General features: G+C 55.7%; 18 protein-coding genes. 3 read left to right on the top strand and 15 right to left on the bottom strand.

Translation table 11 applies throughout. The features are described 5' to 3' along the window. Window positions 1-13 precede the first annotated feature (13 nt). The 4 genes from modC to CU100_RS27640 form a co-directional block, all read right to left on the bottom strand. Complete coding sequence (gene modC / locus CU100_RS08905) at window positions 14-1,090, bottom strand: molybdenum ABC transporter ATP-binding protein (RefSeq protein WP_106716240.1); 1,077 nt, start codon at window positions 1,088-1,090, stop codon at window positions 14-16. Beyond that, a complete protein-coding gene (gene modB, locus CU100_RS08900; protein ID WP_106716239.1) occupies window positions 1,087-1,788 on the bottom strand; it encodes a molybdate ABC transporter permease subunit in 702 nt (233 codons plus the stop codon). Before modB ends, modC begins: the two co-directional genes overlap by 4 nt. Before the next feature lie 67 nt (window positions 1,789-1,855). After that, window positions 1,856-2,647, bottom strand: a complete 792-nt coding sequence (modA, locus tag CU100_RS08895; protein WP_106716238.1) for a molybdate ABC transporter substrate-binding protein — start codon at window positions 2,645-2,647, stop codon at window positions 1,856-1,858. Between the two features lie 141 nt (window positions 2,648-2,788). Next, complete coding sequence (locus CU100_RS27640; protein ID WP_407070325.1) at window positions 2,789-2,989, bottom strand: DUF982 domain-containing protein; 201 nt, start codon at window positions 2,987-2,989, stop codon at window positions 2,789-2,791. Between the two features lie 305 nt (window positions 2,990-3,294). On the opposite strand from CU100_RS27640, the gene CU100_RS08885 reads away from it, so the two are divergent. Next, window positions 3,295-3,621 (top strand): hypothetical protein, encoded by a 327-nt coding sequence (locus tag CU100_RS08885; protein ID WP_106716236.1) that lies wholly within the window; start codon window positions 3,295-3,297, stop codon window positions 3,619-3,621. A gap of 104 nt (window positions 3,622-3,725) precedes the next feature. Next, window positions 3,726-3,905: a hypothetical protein gene (locus tag CU100_RS08880; protein ID WP_106716235.1), complete on the top strand. Its 180-nt coding sequence runs from the start codon at window positions 3,726-3,728 to the stop codon at window positions 3,903-3,905. A 246-nt stretch (window positions 3,906-4,151) separates the two neighbouring features. On the opposite strand, the gene CU100_RS08875 is transcribed toward CU100_RS08880, so the two are convergent. The 4 genes from CU100_RS08875 to CU100_RS08860 form a co-directional block, all read right to left on the bottom strand. Beyond that, window positions 4,152-4,541, bottom strand: coding sequence for a hypothetical protein (locus tag CU100_RS08875; RefSeq protein ID WP_106716234.1), 390 nt, complete (start codon window positions 4,539-4,541; stop codon window positions 4,152-4,154). 182 nt (window positions 4,542-4,723) lie between these two features. Next, window positions 4,724-5,644, bottom strand: a complete 921-nt coding sequence (locus CU100_RS08870; protein WP_245419011.1) for a substrate-binding domain-containing protein — start codon at window positions 5,642-5,644, stop codon at window positions 4,724-4,726. Window positions 5,645-5,720: 76 nt separating this feature from the next. After that, window positions 5,721-7,043, bottom strand: a complete 1,323-nt coding sequence (locus CU100_RS08865) for an ABC transporter permease (protein ID WP_106716232.1) — start codon at window positions 7,041-7,043, stop codon at window positions 5,721-5,723. After that, on the bottom strand, window positions 7,040-8,638 hold the full coding sequence (locus tag CU100_RS08860) for a sugar ABC transporter ATP-binding protein (RefSeq protein ID WP_170113781.1): 1,599 nt from the start codon (window positions 8,636-8,638) through the stop codon (window positions 7,040-7,042). Before CU100_RS08860 ends, CU100_RS08865 begins: the two co-directional genes overlap by 4 nt. 82 nt (window positions 8,639-8,720) lie before the next feature. On the opposite strand from CU100_RS08860, the gene CU100_RS08855 reads away from it, so the two are divergent. Next, window positions 8,721-9,425, top strand: a complete 705-nt coding sequence (locus tag CU100_RS08855) for a GntR family transcriptional regulator (RefSeq protein WP_170113780.1) — start codon at window positions 8,721-8,723, stop codon at window positions 9,423-9,425. On the opposite strand, the gene CU100_RS08850 is transcribed toward CU100_RS08855, so the two are convergent. The 7 genes from CU100_RS08850 to CU100_RS08815 form a co-directional block, all read right to left on the bottom strand. Beyond that, the gene (locus CU100_RS08850; protein WP_106716229.1) at window positions 9,422-9,994 is read right to left on the bottom strand and encodes a DUF1349 domain-containing protein; all 573 of its coding nucleotides are present in this window, start codon (window positions 9,992-9,994) and stop codon (window positions 9,422-9,424) included. The two genes, CU100_RS08855 and CU100_RS08850, sit on opposite strands and share 4 nt — an antisense overlap. A gap of 15 nt (window positions 9,995-10,009) precedes the next feature. Continuing rightward, on the bottom strand, window positions 10,010-11,080 hold the full coding sequence (locus tag CU100_RS08845; protein WP_106716228.1) for an ABC transporter ATP-binding protein: 1,071 nt from the start codon (window positions 11,078-11,080) through the stop codon (window positions 10,010-10,012). Then, the gene (locus tag CU100_RS08840) at window positions 11,077-12,606 is read right to left on the bottom strand and encodes an ABC transporter permease (RefSeq protein ID WP_245419010.1); all 1,530 of its coding nucleotides are present in this window, start codon (window positions 12,604-12,606) and stop codon (window positions 11,077-11,079) included. The genes CU100_RS08845 and CU100_RS08840 overlap by 4 nt, the downstream gene beginning before the upstream one ends. 193 nt (window positions 12,607-12,799) lie before the next feature. Continuing rightward, entirely contained in the window at window positions 12,800-13,819 is a 1,020-nt protein-coding gene (locus tag CU100_RS08835; protein WP_106716227.1) for an iron ABC transporter substrate-binding protein, read from the bottom strand. Between the two features lie 410 nt (window positions 13,820-14,229). After that, the gene (locus CU100_RS08825; protein WP_106716225.1) at window positions 14,230-15,612 is read right to left on the bottom strand and encodes a virulence factor family protein; all 1,383 of its coding nucleotides are present in this window, start codon (window positions 15,610-15,612) and stop codon (window positions 14,230-14,232) included. Then, window positions 15,609-18,230, bottom strand: a complete 2,622-nt coding sequence (gene mprF, locus CU100_RS08820; protein WP_106716224.1) for a bifunctional lysylphosphatidylglycerol flippase/synthetase MprF — start codon at window positions 18,228-18,230, stop codon at window positions 15,609-15,611. Before mprF ends, CU100_RS08825 begins: the two co-directional genes overlap by 4 nt. Before the next feature lie 171 nt (window positions 18,231-18,401). Then, window positions 18,402-18,881 (bottom strand): hypothetical protein, encoded by a 480-nt coding sequence (locus CU100_RS08815; RefSeq protein WP_106716223.1) that lies wholly within the window; start codon window positions 18,879-18,881, stop codon window positions 18,402-18,404. Window positions 18,882-18,887 lie beyond the last annotated feature (6 nt).

Raw genomic sequence — 18,887 nt, 5'->3', positions numbered from 1 at the left:
CACAGGACCAATCCTAAAGCGATTCCAATGCAACAGTCTTGATGATTGCGAAGACTGGCATCCCCTGTTGCAGGGCAAGTCTTTCGTAGGACAGTTCCGTTATGCGTGCCAGGATCGGCGTTCCCCCGCAATCGACGTGAATGTCAACTGTGCCCGCATCATCGCCTCGTACCGCGGTGATTGAACCCGCGAGGATATTGAGCGCGCTTAATTGCTCGGGACGGACCGTCGAAAGGATGACGTCCCGCGCAAGAATATGAACACGCACATCCTTGCCAATTGCCACTTCGGTACCCGCAATCTGAATGCTTGATTTCTTAAGGCCGACAGTCACGAGCTTGTGCTTTGCATCGTAGTTGAGGACTTTACCCTCCACCAGAGTACCAGCTTCGCGCCGGTCCGCCGCGACCGAAATCAGTGGCTGACTGAGAACTTCGCTCGCCGCACCCGCCATCGCTACTCTTCCATCATCGATCACGATGACACGGTCGGCAAGACGGGCCACCTCAGATACGGAATGGCTGACGTAGATGATCGGTAGCTTCATCTCGTCTCGCAAAACTTCCAGATAGGGGAGAACTTCCGCCTTCCTCGCTTCGTCGAGCGCTGCAAGTGGCTCGTCCATCAGTAACAGACGCGGTGATGACAACAGTGCCCTGCCAATGGCAACACGTTGCTTTTCTCCGCCCGAAAGCTTCCCCGGGCGCCTCTCAAGGAGAGGGCCAATTCCCAACAGCTCGACTATTTTCGCTAGTTCGTCCGACTCTTTGGGTTTTCGGTTGAACCAACGGCCGTAGTTTAGATTTTGCTGAACGGTCAAATGCGGAAAGAGGCGGCCTTCCTGGAAGATGTAGCCGAAACGACGCATGTGCTTGGGGACGAAAATCCCTCTGTTTGTGTCGACAAGCGTATCGCCGTCGAAGACGAGCATGCCCTTTTCCGGCCGCGCGAGGCCCGCAATAACGCGGATGATAGACGTTTTGCCCGATCCGGAACGCCCAAACAAAGCTGTGACGCCTCGTCCGGACGTGAAGGTTACATCGAGAGCGAATTTTCCAAGCGTTAGATTTGCCTCGAAATTCAGCGTCATTCGACATCTACCCTGCGGCCGACGTAGTAAGCCATGAACTCGGAAGCCAGCAGCGCTGCCATCGAGATAATCACCGAAACGATGGTCAGGCGAAATGCCGCCGCGTCGCCTCCTGGTACCTGCAAGAAACTGTAGATCGCCGAGGACAACGTTTGCGTTTCGCCAGGGATATTGGACACGAAAGTTATTGTAGCGCCGAATTCGCCCATCGCTTTTGCAAAGGAGAGTATCATGCCGGCGATAATGCCCGGAAGGATCAGCGGGAGCGTCACCGTTGCGAACACCCACATGGGGCTTGCCCCGAGGGTGCCAGCGGCATCTTCAAGGCCGCGGTCGACGGCTTCGATTGACAGTCGAATACTGCGGACCATCAGCGGGAAGCCCATTACGCCGCAAGCTAAAGCAGCTCCTGTCCATCGGAACGACAGGATGATACCGAATTGATCGGCCAGTAATGTACCGATCGGCCCCCGCCTGCCGAAAAGGAGCAAGAGCATAAATCCGGTGACCACAGGAGGAAGTATCAGCGGCAGGTGGACGAGGCCATTGAGTAGCGACTTGCCCCAAAATCTCCCGCGTGCCAGCAGCAGAGCTACGAGGATGCCTAGGGGCAAACTGGCAAGCATTGCTACTGAAGCAATCCGGAGGCTCAGATGGACTGCTGTCCATTCATCGTTGGTCAGTGAGAACCAGCTCAAAACGTCAGACCCCGCCCCGGCATTCTCCACAAGACATTCGCGACGCAATTCTCGAGGAGCGACATTCTCATCTTAGCACCGTAAATCCCTGCATTTCAAAGAAAGGCGCAGCCCTGTCCGATCTGATGAAGTCGACCAGAGAAGCTGCGTCAGCATTTTTGCTCTCATCGAGAAGAGCGATGGGATAGATGATCGCGGGATGGCTGTCCTCGGGAAAGGTGCCGACAACTGTCACGCCCTTATCAGCGGCAGCGTCCGTCTGGTAGACGATACCATAGGGAGCCTCACCGCGGGACACGAGTAACAGCGCGGCGCGAACGCTTTCTGCACCAGCAACCCTATCCGCCACAAAGCGCCACACTCCGAGAAATTCCAGAGCCGCTTTGCCATATTTTCCAGCTGGGACCGAATCCACCGAGCCCATGGCGAGGCGACCACCCCCCAGGAGCGTGACGAGGTCAAAGCCTTTCTCGATCTTGACCGGATCGCTTCTGTCTCGCGACGCAATCAGAACAATCCGGTTTCCGAGCAAGTTCTTACGCGAGTCTGGCTTGATCAAGTTCTTCCCAGCAAGATAATCCATCCAATCCATATCTGCTGAAATGAAGATGTCGGCTGGTGCACCTGCCTCTATCTGCTTGGCCAAGGCCGAACTGGCCGCGTAAGAGGTGACACTCTCATGGCCCGTTTCTTTTTCCCAGACTGCAGTCACCTTGTCGAGGGCATTCTTGAGACTGGCAGCCGCGAAGACCGTCACTTTTTCAGAGGCTTGAGCTCTTCCCGCCGGCACTGTTGCACTTATCCATAGTGCCGCAAGGACTGCGATGAGCAACTTAACCCGTGAGAGAACAGACCGCATCTTCAATTCCCTAAATCCAGGCGCCAGACATGATATCCTGAATATACCGGCGGGTTGTGGATTGCTACTGTTATATTCTCACGAATATATCGATCGAAGAACGCGATCTAAGGCGGAGCGACAGAAAAGGTTTCAAACCTGCTAGCGCGACCGCTCATTGACAAAAATCGATGCTTCCTTCGCCGCTTCAACGAAAGCGTCGCGGACAGCATCAGCGTTCAGCCGGCCCGCGCGAGCATCCACACACGCTTGGCGGGCGGTGATGTATTTTTCGCCGCAGTTTCTTGGCCAATATTTTGCGAGAACTTCGTCCGCCGATTCAACACACGAGATACGCCTCATAAGGTGCATGCGATCGGTGATAGTGACATGTTCAAAAGCCATCCTTGTCATGGCACATCAACGCGGTCGCTTGACTTGTGTTCCAGCTACACACGCTTCGCCAACGAATGTGATAGTACCTAATTCCCATCTCGCCTCTTGGTAGAGAGTTGGCGGCTGGAACCTTCTACGGCAGGTCTCGTTCCAGCTAGCCTGAGCAAGCAAAGGTTCATTGCGGGCAACGTATTACCGTAGGGGGTGTGGAGTGATGACAAGCTGCTTTTGCGCTAAGGTGGTGCTGACAGCTACTGGTGGAGAGGGAGAACATGACAAACGACTGGCTCGCACGCTTGAAGGGTCATGCCAATCTCGTCCAGCGCTTGGTCAAAGAGATTCCCAAGGCTCTTGAAAAACCTAACCTTACGCTTGATCAGGCATCTCGTCTGCACGCGATCATTCAAAAGGGCACGAAGGATTTAGACGAGGTGACTGAACTCATGGATGGCCTTGAGCTGGATGATTCCTATCGCAGGGCCGCAGAAAGCCTTTCGAAGATTTGGAGGCATTTGTCGGAAGCTGCAGCGGAAAGGGTAAGCGGTTTGCAACATTCCTCAGGCGACAATGCCGGACGGGATGATTTATCAAGACACTAGCGCGAAATACCCGAAGTTACGGTATTCACAATCATACAACTTTAACACGAATTTAAGTCGCTTTATTTACGTTCAGCGAACATGGTCAACATGATGGCGATTAAATGCGTGGAACTCATCACCGGCAACTTGAGCCGCGAGACTTCCTGATCCTGGCGATTTTATTTGTATGCGTGCTTGTGGCGTGCTGGGTTGTGGGCGCACGCCTTATGGATGCGGCCAAGGCCGAGCGCACGGGAGAGGCCGTGTCGCTCGCCGAGGACGCGGCGGAAGCAACGCCATAACTGCTTAAGGAAATGCCGCTCCGATCCCTCCATCGAGGAGATCGGCTCCGCATTCAAATGACCTTTGAGCGCCCGGAAAATACAGAGAAACTCGTCACCTCGGACGGTCCCGCTATAGGATTTGACGTTCTGTGTGTAGACCTCAAGGGTCGAGGGCACGGGCCCCTCGCCCGACCGAAGCCTCGGACGCGCCCGTAGCCGATGACGTCGGGATACAAACTTGTGGGTCACGCCATCAAAGTAAGATCATTGCGTCGTTACCATCGGATTTGTTTCCTTTGGTGCGGTGAACGGCATCGTAAATACCTGACCTGCGATTCCTTCTGCCAGTCCCGTCGAGAAGGTCAGCGGAGTGCAGTTGCTCAGCGCATCGATCGCCGAAGCGATAAATTGTTGCCGCACCTTATCGTCGCCCTCAATCGCGATGCTGGTTGGCCGGGGTTTGCCGAGCAGAGTTCCGTCACGCTTGAAGCTGAAGCTAAGCGTCACCGATCCCTTTGAGTCCGAGGGTGCTTTCCAGCATGTGTCAATCGCCCGTCCAACGTCGTCCATCGTCTTCAATGGTTCCGCATTGGATGTTGCGGACAGGCAGATCACAAGTGCGCCTGTGATCATGAGAGGTTTGAACACGTTCATTTCGTTACTCCTACCCTCCGATGCCACAAAGCAGAATGACTCACGGCATCAACATCATCTTGACCGCCATAAGTATTTTATCACTATATTGCTGCAATCAAACAGAAATTCGGGAAAAAAAGAAGATAAGGTAAAGGCTGGCAAACCGCACAATGAGCGCGGCCTGCCATGTGCTCCGAGCCTTACAAACCGTTGGCTTTCAGGATGGCTGGAGCATTCTCTTTGGTGATCGTCTCAGTCCCAAGCACGATCTTCTTTTCCACTTTCTCGCCGGCGAGAACCTTGAGGGCCTGGCGCAGGCCCTCAGCCCCGGGCGTTGGATAAAGGAAAGTCGCGGCCAGTTCCCCTTTGTTTACCCACTGCACTCCCTCGTTCGGAAGGCCGTCGACGCCGATGAACAGAATATTCTTCTCGCGACCAGCATCTTTCGCAGCAAGATAGGCGCCATATGCCATGGGGTCATTGTGGCCGTAGACGAGCGTTATATCCTCATGATTTCTCAGGGCAGTCGCCATAATGTTATATGCCTGATCCTGCTTCCAGTCTCCCGATTGCTTGTCGAGCAGGTATTTGATGCCAGGCTCAGCGTCGGTGTACTTGTGAAATCCGTTGCTGCGATCGTGGCTGGCCTGGGTGCCCAGGCCGCCCCAGATTTCGACCACGGTACCCGTGGCCTTTCCTTTTCCGCCAAGCAACTCGACCGCATATTTTCCGGCGGCTTCACCGATGACAACATTGTCGCCGCCGATCCACTGCGTATACTTCTCGGTATCGACGTTGCGATCAAGTACTATAACCGGGATCCCTGCATCCATGGCTTTCTCGACAACTCCTGTGAGACCAGCCGACTCTTTTGGCGAAATAAGGATTGCATCGACTTCCTGGCGAATAAAATTCTCCACATCCGCTACTTGCTTCTCCGTCTTGTCCTGACCATCCGCCACGAGGAGCTCGACATTGGCATGTTTTTTGGCCTCGGCCTCAAGATCCTTGTTGAACTGAACCCGCCAAGGCTCGACGGTAGTTGTCTGACTAAACCCGATAACGTATTTATCCTTGGCATCTGCAACGGAAATGTTGAACGCAAGCGGCGCTATCAACATTGTCGCCATTGCCCATTTGCCGAATTGCCTGCGAGTTATTGTCATTGTCTCTCTCCCTTTGTTTTATTGATTTCAGTTAATCGTCTGGTCTCCGCGAAATATTGATCGACGCGGACACCTGTTTGTCCGGTGTGTCGCGAGCTTTGAGCTGTGACAAAAAGAACAGCCATCCGCTTGAGCGGCGTTCTTGCAAAAGAACTGCAATGATGATGATCACACCCTTCAAAACCAGCTGGGTGTTGCTGTCTATGTTGTTCAGTTGGAGGATATTACTGAGAAACCCAAAAATAAGAACGCCGACGAGGGTGCCGATCATTGACCCTCGCCCGCCCATGAGGCTCGTTCCGCCGATTACAACGGCGGCGATAGCATCGAGTTCGAGTCCCATCCCTGCATCCGGCTTTCCCTGCCGGTATTGCGCGACATAAAGGATGCCGGCGAGAGCCGCCAGATAGCCTGAGATTGCATATACTGTTATTTTTACACGCCAGACCGGTACACCAGCCAATCGAGCGGCTTCCTCATTGCCGCCGATAGCATAGATATAGCGTCCGAATTTGGTGAATTTCAGGATTACCCAGAACAGGAGGATGATGCCGGCGAAGATGACACCGGGCACTGGAATTATACCGAAGATCAGCGAGCGCAGAGCCTCGAAGTCTGCCGTGGCATTGCTCCCGGTGTAAACGGGCCAGACGGCTGTGTTCTGGCCTGCGGTCAGCCGTGCGATACCCAAGCCAGCAACCATCATTGCCAAAGTGACGATGAAAGGCTGCAACCGGCCGCCGACGATAATCAAGCCATTGATGGTGCCAAGCATGAACCCGACCGCAGGCACCACAAGAAGCACCAGAAGCACACCGGCTTTTCCGTCAGAGGACAGCGAAACGCCCAGCCCCAGGACAAGAGCAGTGAGGGCGGCAATGGTCAGCATCAGTCTTTGCGCCGAAGGCGAGTTTATTGCAGCACCCACTGTAACTCTTCGCTGCAGCTTCACGCCAAGGGTAAGTACGCCAAACATCACTAGAAAACCCAGGAGGAAAATAGCGGGGACGCCGAGCAGATAGGCGGAAGACCAACCTTCATTGGTCAAGAGCATGGCACAGACAACCGACCCCAATGCCAGCACCGAGCCGACCGAGAGATCGATCCCGGCAATGAGAATGACCAGCGTCATTCCCACGGCCGTGATGCCCGTAACCGAGATTTGTCTGAACACATCTGAAAGATTTCCGAACGACAAGAAGATGTTGTTGCCTTTTGATGAGACGGGAGAGGAAATCACGCCCACCAAAAAGAGCAGTGCCAAGCCCCAGTAGAGCTTTGTGGACTTGAGGACGCTTTTCAATCGTTCCGTTGTGTTTGATGATCGTACGATGTGCTCGCCTGTGCCCGTCATGCAGCCTCCCCGGTGAGGGCGGTTCCCAACGGTGTCGCAAGCTCCATTACCCGTTCTTCCGAGAACTCCTCGCTTTCGATGATTCCTGCGGCCCTGCCCTCGCACATCACCAATATGCGATTCGACAGCGCCAGCAGTTCTGGCAGCTCAGAACTGACCATGACAATAGCGACCCCTGACCGAACAAGCTTGCGCAGAAGGTCGTAGATCTCATCCTTCGCGCCGACGTCGATACCGCGTGTCGGCTCATCAAGCAGAACCACGTTGGGCTTCGTCTCGAGCCATTTACCGAGAACAATCTTTTGCTGATTTCCGCCACTGAGTTCGTCTATAGGCTGTTCCGGACCTTGGCACCGAACGCGCATGGCTTTGATCGTCCGGCTGGCAACTGCATTTTCGCGTCGTCGTGTTAACCATCCCAACGGAGCAATCCAGGGCAGTGAAGGCAGTACAGCGTTTGCCCGTATATCCGCGTTCATCAAAAGACCTGTACCCTTGCGATCCTCGGTGAGGAACGCGATCCCCCTTGCCACCGACGCGCGCGGTGTAAGCGATTGAGCGTCATAACTCACTCCAGCCCGCTGGACCCAACCTCTCCGCTTGCCAATCGCAGCTCCGAATATGAGCTCCAGAACTTCGGTTCGGCCAGAACCGAGAAGTCCGCCGATACCCAGTATCTCACCTGCGTGGAGATCAAAGCTCACGCTATCGACGACGTTGTGAAGGCGGCCACGCGAATTCGGCCGTTGAAGGGCAAGATTCCTGACGGACAAAACAACTGGATTGCCGGAAACCGATGCATTTTTTTCCTGGTTTTTCAGTTCACGACCAACCATCATCCGGATGACGTCCCGCTCACTGATGTCCTTCGCACGCTGCGTTGCGATGAATTTTCCGTCGCGCAGGACCGTGATTTTGTCCGCCAGAGAAAATACTTCGCTCATGCGATGAGAAATGTAGACGATCGCCACTCCATTGCGTGCCAACGCACGCACGAAGCTCGCGAGGCGCTGTGCCTCTGCTTCCGACAAGGCAGACGTAGGTTCGTCGAGCACCAGCACATCCGCGTCAAGCGAAAGCGCGCGCGCTATCTCGACGAGTTGCTGCTCTCCAACCCGCAGATTTTCGACATCCGCGCGTGGATCGATGTCGATCCCGAACCTGGCGAGAATTTCTGCGCTTCGTGCCTGTATTTCCGCATAATTGATGAACACGCCAGCCTTGAGCGGTTCCCGTCCTAAAAAAATGTTTTCCGAAACGCTCAGACTCGGGATGAGATTGAGCTCTTGGTGAATGATGGCGATGCCATTGCGTTCCGCTTCTTTTGGAGTAGCGAAATCGACCTCGCGTCCGCGGACTGTCATGTGCCCGCCGCTTCGGCGATGAACGCCGCTCAAGACCTTCACCAAGGTCGACTTACCAGCGCCATTCTCGCCCATAATCGCGTGAATCTCGCCGGTATAGATGTCAAGGTCGATGCTACGCAAGGCAATGACATGAGCGAAGGACTTACTGATCCCGCGCAACGTAACAATTGGGGATGGGCTCTCCAAAATGCTCCTCCCAAAACATTCTTTCAAGTCGGTATGTAACATGTTAGATGTTATTGGAGCAGAGTCAAATATTTTACTTTATGATCTTCAGACGTCGCGACGCAGCGATAGTGGGAGTTACGAGTTGCAGCTTCGTTTGCCGAATAGGGATTTCAAGGAACAAAAGGTCGTCTCGGTCACGCGGAAAGATCAGGTTTATTCTATCCTGCGGCAGGCAATCATATCCTCGCAACTCGCTCCGGGAGAAGCGATCCGAAAAGAACTCGTCGCTGCACAATTGGGCGTGTCCCGCACTCCTGTAAGTGACGCAATCAACAGGCTCGCAGACGAAGGTCTCGTCGAAATATATCCGCAGACTGGTACATTCGTCGCGCGGTTATGGCTCGACAAGATAGAAACGGCGCAGTTCGTGCGCGTTGCACTCGAAACGGCTGCGATCCGGCGGACCGCCGAGCGGGCGAATCCCGAAGCGCTTGGTCGTTTTCGCCAGAATCTCGAGGACCAGCGCAAGGCCGCGAACAGCCGAGACTTCGAGCAGTTCTACGAACTGGATGAAGCACTGCATGATCTTATTTGTGACGCCGCAGGTTTGGTCGGTCTGCGTGAAATCGCTTCGAAGGAGCGCAGCCAGATTGATCGGGTCAGAAGGCTCCTCCTCCATTATGAAGCGCGTATGGTCGAGACTTTGGCGGAACACGAGGCAATCATATCCGCCATCGCCGATAAGGACGCCGACAGGGCGGCGGCAACCATGGAAGCGCATATCGCCCAAATGGGCAAAATGCTTTTGCATCTTAAGATCAAACGTCCGGAACTGTTTGGAAGCTAGCCGTGCAGATTGCGCGAGATCGCGGGCCCGACCATCAGATTTTTGAAAGTCGCTTCGAAACCGCCTCGTTCAGGCGAGCACGCCATGATACCCACCGAGGCTTGGTCTGACAAAAACGGCGCGAGACGGGCGAGTTGCCATGCTGCACCATTTATCGAGAACTGAACCCGAACTGCATCGCCGTGGCGCGTCAATCGAACGCCAATCGCATCGGCCGTACTCGAACCATGGAGTGGGATCACAGACCAGTCCGACGTGCCATTTGTCACGACAACGCTGAAATGCATCAGCCCATCTGTATATTCGACGCCAGTCTTGATCCAATGCCTTTGGTCGATGCGCAGCATCAGGCCGGCTTGATCATAAAGCTGTTGGTACTCTCCGCGGACAATAACACTTGCGGTGAAATCTCCACTGACCGGGGTCAGATAGGCGTGGCCGCTATCGCGCTGAAACCCATAGAACGTTTGCTGCCAGAAGTCGGTGTTTTCCCTGGTTACGAGGCTGAGTTGGGTGGCAGTTCCGCTGAACGCTGCAGGTTCGTTCAACCACTTGAATATGTTGCCCATGAGCACTCCGATCCTCTAAGTTCCTTCGAAGACATGCGCCTCGCCGAGTACACATATTTGAACGTGGCTTCCAATCGGCGGTAGGTTAACACTTGCCGTCCTGATTACCAGTGCAGGCTTGGTTGAGCCATCGTGAATATCACCGGTCAGTCTGATCGTGATGGAGCATGACGCGCCGCCAAATTCTATCCGGGTGATGTAACCCGAGCGGCGATCAGGATCATCGGGAGCGTTGGGCGAAACCGGTGAAAGTACGACCTGTTCCGGCCGCAGCATGATCTTCGCGGTACCGATACGCGCAGAGTCAATCTTGACGCGTCCCAACGCACAACTTGCCAAACCTTCGCTGAACTCGGCATCCAATATTATCGCGTCTCCCAGGAAACGCGCAGTGTATGGATCGTTTGGACTCAGGTAGAGGGTGCGCGGCGAGCCAATTTGCAGAAGCTTCCCATCGCGCAATACCGCGACCTGGTCGGCAAAGGAGAGCGCTTCGGCCTGGTCGTGTGTTACCAGCAACGTCGTAATTTTCTGGGCGTTGAGAACCTCGGCTACGGAGGTGCGGATGCCTTCGCGTAGGCCTGCGTCGAGGGCGGAAAACGGCTCGTCCAACAACATCAGTTTTGGCTGTCTCGCCAGCGCGCGGGCAAGTGCCACTCGCTGCTGCTGCCCTCCCGACAATTCGTGCGGGCGTCGGTCCCGCATTGATCTTGCCAATTCAACCAGATCCATAAGGGCTGATATTCGCTCAGTGCGTTGCGGAATGTTCCGGTCCAATCCGAAGCCGATATTGTCTCCAACAGTCAGGTGCGGAAACAAGGCGCCATGCTGCGCCACAATGCCTATGCCGCGGCGGTGGGCAGGCACGACCGCAGCTCCGTCCGCAAGGAACTTCCCATCCAGCACGACTGTACCAGAGTCGGGAACTTCGAATCCCGCAATCAAGCGCAGCAGAGTGGTCTTGCCTGAGCCGGAGTGCCCCACGATAGCGGTACGGCACCCTGAGGGCACATCGATAGTCACGTCCTCGAGAGCAACCACTTTGCCGTAACGCTTGTTGATGCCAGTGACGGTCAGAAAGGTCATCGTCCACTCAGTCTTCTGGATTGCGCATAAAGCAGAAGCGTCATGGGCAGTGAGAGCAACACCATCATGAGGGCATATGGTGCAGCACCAACATAGTCAATCTCACTGGTGAGCGACCAGAACTGCATGGCAAGCGTTCGCGTACCGTTTGGTGCCAGCATCAGTGTTGCCGTCAGTTCGTTGGTTATTCCGAGACCAACCAGCGCCATACTGACCGCAACGCCCGGGGCGGCGAGGCGCATGGTAATATGCATGACTGCTTGCGCAGGTGATCGCCCAAGTGCCACGGCCGCTTGCTCAAGCTCGATCGGAACTTGCGCGATACTCGCGCGCAAACCAACGAGCGATCTCGGAAGAAATAGCAGGGCATACGCGAACAACAATGTGAATATCGTCTGATAAAGAGGAAGTGCGACGCGAACGGTCACAGTCACCAGCGCCAGTGCAACCACTACTCCCGGCAAGGATCCGACGTAGTAATGGCACGCCTCCATAATCCGTTGAAAGCGACCTGGAGCCCGCACGGACAGCCACGCCATCGGCACGGAAATGATGGTGGTAAGGAGAGCGCCTGATAGAGCAAATATAATCGTTTGACCGAGAGCTGTGCCGATTGAATCCAGACGCCAACTGTCGAAGCCGCCGATAATCAACCACCGGGCGAGAGTGATAAACGGGACCCCGAGAGATAAACCGGCCGTGGCGAAGACGATCAGAAACGCCGGCAATGTCAGCACTCCCAATTTCTGTTTGAAGGGATCACGTGCGGCACCCGAGCCGACCCTCGCATATCGTTCATTGCCGCGCAGGAGCGCCTCGATACCCAGCAAACCGAAACAACACACAACCAGCACGCCTCCCAGCATATTCGCAGCAGGCCCGTTAAATGCGGACTGAAACTGATCTACGATAGCCGTGGTGAAAGTATCGAACCTTATCATCACGTAGAGGCCGTACTCAGCGAGCAGGTGCAGGCCGACGAGGAGCGATCCTCCGCAGATTGCGAGGCGGAGTTGCGGTAGGACTGCAAAAAAGAAAACACGCCAAGGGCCATTGCCGAGGGAAGCTGCGGCGTCCTCCATCGCCGGATCCAGCCGGCGGAGCTGAGCCGAGACCGGCAGGTACAAAAATGGGAAATAAGCCAGCACCGAAACGAGCACGCCGCCAAGAAGACCGTGCAGGCCAGGGATCAGGCTAACCCAGGCATAGCTGTGTACGAAGGCGGGTACCGCGAGTGGCGCTACTGCAAACCAGGACCAGATGCGTGCACCTGGGAGATCGGTGCGCTCCGTTAGCCACGCAAGGGTCACGGCAAGGATGATGGAAATTGGAATCGCGACTGCAAGCAACATCGCGGTGTTGATCAGAAGCTCGCCGACGCGTGGTCGAAAAATGAGTGCCGATGCGGTTTCCCAGCCCGTCTGAATGCCGATCCAGATGACGAACCCAACAGGCAGGAGCGAGAAGAGCGAAACGATCCCTGCCGCGAGGATCGCAGGTGCGTTCGAAATCCTGCGTCGTCGCAAGAGTGCGGCGGGTGCTTGAAGGTGTTCGCCGGGCTCGTAAACTGACTGGCTTGGCGGCAATGTAAATTGCTCTCATTACTGCAGCCAGCGTTAGTCAAGGACTGCACGCGTTGCTGCCTCGAATTGAGCAACGTCCCCGATGAAACACCGGGGACGTTGCTGGCGAACTTGTTGGTCCGACCGCGTGTTGCGGCTAGAGCAAACCAGCTTTGGTCATCAGGTCGGTGACCTTTTTGCTGTCGAGTTTCGACGGGTCCACCTTGGGGGCCTGCAGATCAGCAAGTGGCACCAGCTTCGGATTCGACTCTGCACCCTCACCTACTGCATATTCGAAGGATGTACCATCGCGTAGGACCTCCTGGCCGCCCTTGCCCGTAACCCACTTCAGGAATGCCTGGGCCTGCTCCTTGTGCTTGCTGGAAGCCAGGACGCCGCCGCCGGAGACACTGACGAAGGCACCAGGATCTTCGTTCTTGAAGTAGTGCGTAGCGATGTTCTTGCTGTTTTCACCCGTCTTGGCCTGATCACCAAAGTAATAATAATGATAGATAACAGCGCCTTCGACCTGACCGGCATTAACGGCTTTCATTGCGGTACTGTTGCCTTTATAGGCGGTGAAGTTTTCCTTCATTGCCTTCAGCCATGCAGCCGTAGCCTCTTCGCCCTTTAGCTGGAGAAGGGCACCGACGATTGCCTGGAAGTCAGCACCGGACGGTGACGCCGCCCAGCGGCCCTTCCAGCTGGGATCTGCGAGATCCAGTAAAGACTTCGGGAGCTTGTCCTCTGTCAGCTTGGTCTTGTCGTAGACAAAAACGGTGGAGCGGGCTGCGATACCTACCCAATGACCGTTGGCAGGACGATATTTCTCTGGCACCTGTGCAAGAATATCCGCGTTCAAAGGCTCGAACAGGTTAGCGGTGTCAACGAGCGCCATGCCCGGTGAATTCTCGGTCAAGTAGACATCCGCAGGAGAAGCCGCCCCTTCCTGGACAATCTGGTTGGCGAACTCCATGTCACCGCCATGGCGCAGGGTCACCTTGATTCCCGTTTCCTTGGTGAAGCCCGCTGCCCAGGCCTCGGTCAGGCTTTCGTGCTGTGCGTTGTAGACAACAATACCTTCTGACTCACTCTGTGCTGTTGCCAGCATTGTTGAGCCCGCAAGACCGGCGGCAAAAGCCACAACTCCAGCCAGGGATGATATAGAGAACTTCATGGCGACCTCCGTTGACATGCGGCTTGAACAGCGGCACTCACATCCGATAACCATTTATGATGAAAACTGTCAACTTCATACTCGCTGACAAACAAATTGGAACATTGTGCATGCTTGCGCTCTACTTCCGGTTGCCGCGCGGCCTCAGTGCCAACCGCTGTCACGGAGCTTTCACATATCACCCCGCCAAACGGCCCCTTGTCAGATATGCGGTCAGCGACAACCCGACGAGCCCCTCACCTGAAATGCGCCATAACGCAAGCGCACCTTATTGCGGCAGCCTGGCAACACTGCTGTTCTGGTAAACGGGGCGGCGTCAGACCGGCTGGAGCCGTGTGCTGGCGAGGCTTGACGCCAAAGATCTAGCGTTCAAGCCCGTATGCAGCCTGCACATGTTCATGTGATGAACGTCACTTCGATTGCCTTGTCGAAACTGCGTCCATCAGCTTGCCGGCAAGTATATCGTACTTCTCGTCGTAGTGATGATCGCCCGGAAGTTCGATTTTCTGAACCCCCGATAGCACCGCAGCCGTGCAGGCCGTGTCGTCCTCGTCCGAGCCGTAAACGCACACTACCTTTTCCTTCGGGAGTTTGGCCACGGCAGGCGCCACCTCATTATCGCCGCCGAGTCCCAGCCAGGCGCCGACAGAGACTTGGAATGGCGTGGTTTCCTCCGTACCAATCAAGCCGACAAGACTGATCTTATCCTGCAACTGCTTCGACAGAAACGGCCAGGAAAAAGGTATCGTATTGGCACCGAACGAGTAGCCAAGCAGCACGACCGGCAGGTTGCCGGAAGGGTCGGCCTTGGCGACGATCCTTGTTATGTCCTTGGCGATATCCTCGGGTTTGCGCAGAGACCAGAAATAGCGCAGCGAATCCACGCCGACGACGTGAACGCTCTCTTTCGAGATTATATCGCCGACCGATTTGTCGATATCGCGCCAGCCGCCGTCTCCCGAAAAGAAAATGGCAAGGTATTTCGCTGGCCCATTGACCGCGGGAATATCGATGATCGGCAGCGCTTCCGCAGAAGCGTCTTCTTTGGCGATATCGGTTGCAGCATCCGCTGCCATCACCAGCCGTTCGTTCTTGCTCGCGCCTATTTTCTCCTGCGCCAGAAAGAAGCCGGCGCTCGGTGGACCTTTCGGGTCAGCATCCGGTTTATCCCGAACGATGGTCGCCGGATTAGGCAGATCAGCGTCATAGGAATAGCTGAACCCCTCGCCCGGCACGGCTTCGTAATCTGCACCCTCGCACGACGGCAGCTTTGTCTTGAGAGCAACCGATGGATCGACAACGACCGCACCGGCTAGCGTGGCGGCGGGAGCATCTGCCATCGACGCGTAAGCCATGACACCACCCTCGCCGATGCCGACAACCACCGGATGCATGTACGTTTCAACGGCGACCCGGCGCTGCGCTTCCTTCGCTATGCCTTCAAGATCGGAAACGAAATATGTGCAATCGCCCGTATCCTGATCGAGTTCCTTGCGCCACTTCTCCAGATCAACCGTGAGTACCAGAAACTTGCGGTCGACCAGCAACTTGGTCAAGGCTACGTCGTCAGTCGCGAGACCACCTTTTTGCGACACGACTATAGCAATACCCGCAGGCTTACCATCCGGCTGCAACAACGGGATGTCGCTCAGGCGCTCGGACGAGATTAGTACTCGGCCGCCAGACGACCCAAAACCAAGCTGTGGGAAATAGTTAAGCGCAATGGTGAGCCCGGCGCTGACGACGACAAGTGCAAGGATCGCGATAACGTAGGGCTGGCGTAAAAATTTCATCGTTTGAAAACCTCGAAGGGGCTACCGCTCACCAGGTTCGTTGCATCGATCAGCGAACGGGGCGTAGCGAGCCCCGGGGGGCAAATCAGATAGTAGGGCGTCCAATTCGGGCCGAACTTATCCTTGAATGCGCGCAGTCCGTCAAACCGGTAAAACTCAGCGCCCCGGCGATAGATGAATGAACCGATCCGGTTCCATCGAGAGGCAAGATGACTATCGGAGAGGCCAGAAAGCGGGGCAGCGCCCAAATTGAACCAGTGATAGCCTTCATTCTTTGCAGCCATCAGGAGATTGGCGAATAGTCCATCCATGACAACGCTGGACGCATCAGGCACATACCGCATCAGATCGACCGCAATCTCGTGCTTGTCCGCTCCGCGCCACACATTCGCAAAGGCTACGATCACGCCTTCCTTTCGCAACACCGCAATATCGAAGTGCGAAAGGTACGCATTTTCGAAGGAGCCAAGCGAGAAGCGCTTTTCGGAACCGGATTTCATTTCCAGCCAGGCATCGGAGACGGCACGAAGCTCCTCCATAATCTCGGGAGTTTCACCCCTGGAGATGATTTCAAAACTGATCCCCTCTTTTTCCAGGCGCCTCGCAGCATAGCGCAAAGGTTGCCGTTTGGAGCCCTCGAGCGAGAAGTCGCTTAGATCGACTCGCGCGACTTCTCCGAGCTTCAACGCGGTCAGCCCCATGTCGAGGAAAAGCGGCAGTCTTTCTGGTCCGACTCCATAAAAAACCGTTCTTGTCCCGGTACGGTCTGCAAGGCCGCGAAAGGCCCAGGCCAAATCAGCGATCACGTCATCGCTACCGACCGGTTCCCCCATTGAAACCAGGCTTCCACCCGAACGGGCATACATGACAAAGCCCGTTCCCTTGGGATCCAGCAGAAAGCGCTTGTCTCCCAATAGAGCAAGTGCGTCTGAGGCTCTCGGGGATGCGGCAACGATGTCCGGTACCAATTCAGGAATGGGTTGTGCACGCAGTCTGCCTCGGCCAACTCCATTGATGATCGTATTGATCGTTATCGCGGCGAGAAACGTCAGGATAAGTACGGATACGCGCAGGAAGCGCGACGCCTGTGCGTCCCAAGCGAATTCCCACCACAGTTCATTCGCGTACTCGACGTGGCGGTAGGCAAAAAGACCGAGCCATAGGATTGCGAATGCGGTTGTACCGACGCTCGCCAGCCAGCCCCAGGACAGACTGAAATGTTCGCCCAGCGGTTTACGATAAAACGAGTCGCGGAACAGCAAAAGCGTGCCGGCCATCAAGGCGAGCATCAGTGCCTCTTCCCAGGCAAAGGCTTTGGTCAACGCGAAGATGGCGCCAAGGCTGAAGAGGATCAGGGCAACGAACCAAGCACGCCAGAGACGGCGCGCCAGGCCCCGCGCGACGATCAGCAAGGCTAATCCGACGAAGCTAGCGCCAAGATGGGACATCTCCAGAAAAGGCATCGGCAGAATATCGGCAAGCAACTCCAGTCGATGGTGCAGATCCGGGACAACTGCGGAAATCAGCAGAACGATACCGCCAAGGAAGGCAATGCCGGCCGCGAGCGGCGGAATAAGCGGCTCGAACATGCGCACCGCAGATATGGTTGGACCAGCGATGAGATGGCGGCGTCGAAGGACTTCGGATATCACGAAACCTGCTATCGCCATCAAGAATGGGATGAGGGTGTAGATGACGCGGTATGCAACAAGCGCCGCTATGGCGTCCGGATTTTGCCCAAGCCCCAGACCCGCGACAATGGTTGCTTCGAAAGCACCAATCCCGCCGGGCGCGTGGCTGATGATACCAAGAGCGACCGCGACGACGTAAACGAGGGCAAACGCTGGAATACTATTCACAGATCCAGCTGGAAGCAGGACGTAGAGTGTTGCAGCAGCGGCCGCTACGTCGACCAGTCCAGCCAGGATTTGCAGAAATGCACCTTGGGAAGAAGGCAAGCGAACAGACAGTTTGCCGATCCGGAGTGTCCGTTCGCGCCGGGAAAGCCACAACAGGAGTCCGGCCACAGCAACCAGAACCATTATCCCGATCACCTGGTCTACAACCGGTCCGAATGACACCACCCAGGGGATTCTCGAGGGATCGATGACGAGCGCGATCGCGATCAGGATGGTGAACGCAAACCAGATCGCCATCCAGGATGTGCCGATGATACGGCCAATATCGGCAATATCGATGCCTTCGGCAGCGTAGACGCGGTATCGCAGCGCGCCACCGGTCAAAAGGGAGAACCCCAGCGCATTGGAAATCGCGTACCCGGCGCCGCCCGCCATGGCGGAGATATGATACGGAACCCGTCCGGGGGCGATTGTTTCCACGGCAACCACATCATAGAGCGCAACGGCCGCGAAGCTTACGAATGTAAAGAACAATGCGATCAGCAGAACACTGCTTGGGATCGCATGAATCGATCGCTTTACATCGTGGATCGAAATGCCGCTGGAAAGGTGGTCAAGAACCAGTAGACCGAGGATCGCGACGGCAATACCAAAAGCTGCAAACAAGGCCGATCGTGTCTTCTTGCCCCAAGGCAATCTCGATCGCGCGCGAGCTTCGATCCTTTGGACCTGTTTGTCATTGCCAGGGGAAGACGCCATGAGGTATTCCGGATCCAGAGACGGATAGAAACAATCCCGACTTCACCATGGAATCGGGATCGCGTCACTAGCCCTGTGATAGTGGCGGGATTGCGCCAAGCGCAATGGCAAAATCAAGATAAGGAAACGAAAATCCGTTTCCTGACATGGTTCGGTGGAAAACGTTTCCTGTCAGGGCCGATCGAGCGCCAATCGGCGATAGCTGCCCGGCGCTCTGACGCGCCCTATCGCGGTGCGCGGCGGTGCTACGCCGATGCTGTTCGCGATTGCCGTTGCCACCGAATTGCTATTCTGGACGAGAAACGAATAACGCAGCCCTGAATGCCGGATCTGTTCGGCAACGTCGACCGCAGCGCGCCAGCGATCGGCAATGGAGGCATAATTGCCTTCGAGCAGCAGGGTCGTACGCGAAGTTGGGCGGGTATAGAACTCGGGCCGATAAATCAGGTCGCGATCGGCATAGTCGGTAACCACCGCGGTCAGCGGTCCCAGGATCGCACAATAATTGAAACTGCCGTCGGCATTCGCCGCACCACCATTGATCTCATATAGAGGCCGACCTTTTTCGTCGGTCCAGACGACAAAGTTGTGACTGGCAATACCCGCGAAACGCGGGATCGGGTAAGAGCCGAAAAGGATGCGATGTCTCATGAGACG

The organism is Phyllobacterium endophyticum (genome assembly GCF_003010935.1).
In the GTDB taxonomy this organism is placed as follows: domain Bacteria; phylum Pseudomonadota; class Alphaproteobacteria; order Rhizobiales; family Rhizobiaceae; genus Phyllobacterium; species Phyllobacterium endophyticum.
The sequence above is the reverse complement of the archived record's forward strand: the minus strand, read 5'-3'. Positions and strand labels throughout refer to the sequence as shown.